This is a genomic window from Scandinavium sp., assembly GCF_032012665.1.
GTDB lineage: Bacteria > Pseudomonadota > Gammaproteobacteria > Enterobacterales > Enterobacteriaceae > Scandinavium.
This window is the reverse complement of the sequence record NZ_DALZVG010000059.1, coordinates 1-2610: the sequence shown is the minus strand read 5'-3', so window position 1 is coordinate 2610 and position 2610 is coordinate 1. Positions and strand designations below refer to the sequence as shown.

The window sequence follows — 2610 nt, the reverse complement described above, 5'->3', positions numbered from 1 at the left end:
TAGGACCGTTATAGTTACGGCCGCCGTTTACCGGGGCTTCGATCAAGAGCTTCGCTTGCGCTAACCCCATCAATTAACCTTCCGGCACCGGGCAGGCGTCACACCCTATACGTCCACTTTCGTGTTTGCAGAGTGCTGTGTTTTTAATAAACAGTCGCAGCGGCCTGGTATCTTCGACCGGCATGAGCTTACGCAGTAAATGCTTCACCCTCACCGGCGCACCTTCTCCCGAAGTTACGGTGCCATTTTGCCTAGTTCCTTCACCCGAGTTCTCTCAAGCGCCTTGGTATTCTCTACCCAACCACCTGTGTCGGTTTGGGGTACGGTTCCTAGTTACCTGAAGCTTAGAGGCTTTTCCTGGAAGCATGGCATCAACCACTTCTCCTTCTAAAAGAAGGATCGTCATCAGTTCTCGGCATTAAGATCCCGGATTTACCTAAGACCTCTGCCTACCACCTTAAACTTGGACAACCAACGCCAAGCTGGCCTAGCCTTCTCCGTCCCCCCATCGCAGTAACTAGAAGTACGGGAATATTAACCCGTTTCCCATCGACTACGCTCTTCAGCCTCGCCTTAGGGACCGACTCACCCTGCGTCGATTAACGTTGCGCAGGAACCCTTGGTCTTTCGGCGTGCGAGTTTTTCACTCGCATTGTCGTTACTCATGTCAGCATTCGCACTTCTGATACCTCCAGCAAGCTTCTCAACTCACCTTCACAGGCTTACAGAACGCTCCTCTACCGCTCATCTTGCGATGAACCCGTAGCTTCGGTACCTGGTTTGAGCCCCGTTACATCTTCCGCGCAGGCCGACTCGACTAGTGAGCTATTACGCTTTCTTTAAAGGGTGGCTGCTTCTAAGCCAACCTCCTAGCTGTCTAAGCCTTCCCACATCGTTTCCCACTTAACCAGGATTTTGGGACCTTAGCTGACGGTCTGGGTTGTTTCCCTTTTCACGACGGACGTTAGCACCCGCCGTGTGTCTCCCGTGCTGACACTTGCTGGTATTCGGAGTTTGCATCGGTTTGGTAAGTCGGGATGACCCCCTAGCCGAAACAGTGCTCTACCCCCAGCAGTGATACACGAGGCGCTACCTAAATAGCTTTCGAGGAGAACCAGCTATCTCCGAGCTTGATTAGCCTTTCACTCCGATCCACAGGTCATCCGCTAACTTTTCAACGGTAGTCGGTTCGGTCCTCCAGTTAGTGTTACCCAACCTTCAACCTGCCCATGGATAGATCGCCCGGTTTCGGGTCTATTCCCAGCGACTAGACGCCCTATTAAGACTCGCTTTCGCTACGCCTCCCCTATTCGGTTAAGCTCGCCACTGAAAATAAGTCGCTGACCCATTATACAAAAGGTACGCAGTCACCTAACAAAGTAGGCTCCCACTGCTTGTACGCATACGGTTTCAGGATCTATTTCACTCCCCTCTCCGGGGTTCTTTTCGCCTTTCCCTCACGGTACTGGTTCACTATCGGTCAGTCAGTAGTATTTAGCCTTGGAGGATGGTCCCCCCATATTCAGACAAAGTTTCTCGTGCTCCGTCCTACTCGATTTCACTTCTAAGATCCTTTCGCGTACAGGGCTATCACCCACTATGGCCGCACTTTCCAGAGCGTTCCGCTAAAATCAAAGAAGCTTAAGGGCTAGTCCCCGTTCGCTCGCCACTACTAAGGGAATCTCGGTTGATTTCTTTTCCTCAGGGTACTTAGATGTTTCAGTTCCCCTGGTTCGCCTCACACACCTATGTATTCAGTGTGTGATAACCATCTTATGATGGCTGGGTTCCCCCATTCAGACATCTCCGGATCACAGTCTGTTTGCCGACTCCCCGAAGCTTTTCGCAGGCTACCACGTCTTTCATCGCCTCTGACTGCCAAGGCATCCACCGTATGCGCTTCTTCACTTGACCATATAACCCCAAGCAATCTGGTTACTGTCTATAACGTGAAGACGACATTCGCCGAAAATCCGCATTTTGCTCTCTCGAGCATCTCGCAAATTTTACCTTGACTTGAATAATCACCAGTGAAAGTAATTACCCAAATCTACTTCTATCACATACCCAAATTTTTAAAGAACAGTTACTGGCGCAAAGACCAGAAATCAATACACTCCCTAAGGAATCTATTCATTTCTGTGCTTTCAGCGATTATCGAGTTAATGGTGGAGCCAAGCGGGATCGAACCGCTGACCTCCTGCGTGCAAAGCAGGCGCTCTCCCAGCTGAGCTATGGCCCCATCTACAGATCGGCCACATCCCATGACAATTGGTGGGTCTGGGCAGATTCGAACTGCCGACCTCACCCTTATCAGGGGTGCGCTCTAACCAACTGAGCTACAGACCCAATCGTCTCTCTCGGGTCGAAACCCAATCGCTTTTCGCTAGTGAATCAAGCAATTCGTGTGGGAACTTATGAAGAAGCTGAAGTCTTCGATTAAGGAGGTGATCCAGCCGCAGGTTCCCCTACGGCTACCTTGTTACGACTTCACCCCAGTCATGAATCACTCCGTGGTAACCGTCCCCCCGAAGGTTAGACTAGCTACTTCTGGAGCAACCCACTCCCATGGTGTGACGGGCGGTGTGTACAAGGCCCGGGAACGTATTC

At 51.2% G+C, this 2610-nt stretch carries 2 tRNA genes and 2 rRNA genes; all 4 read right to left on the bottom strand.

What is annotated here, in order from left to right:
- A 23S ribosomal RNA gene (locus RTU33_RS21765) occupies window positions 1-1914 on the bottom strand; the annotation flags it as partial.
- Window positions 1915-2166: 252 nt separating this feature from the next.
- Window positions 2167-2242: transfer RNA gene (locus RTU33_RS21760), tRNA-Ala, on the bottom strand.
- 30 nt (window positions 2243-2272) lie between these two features.
- A tRNA-Ile gene (locus RTU33_RS21755) sits at window positions 2273-2349 on the bottom strand.
- A 91-nt stretch (window positions 2350-2440) separates the two neighbouring features.
- Window positions 2441-2610, bottom strand: a 16S ribosomal RNA gene (locus RTU33_RS21750); the annotation flags it as partial.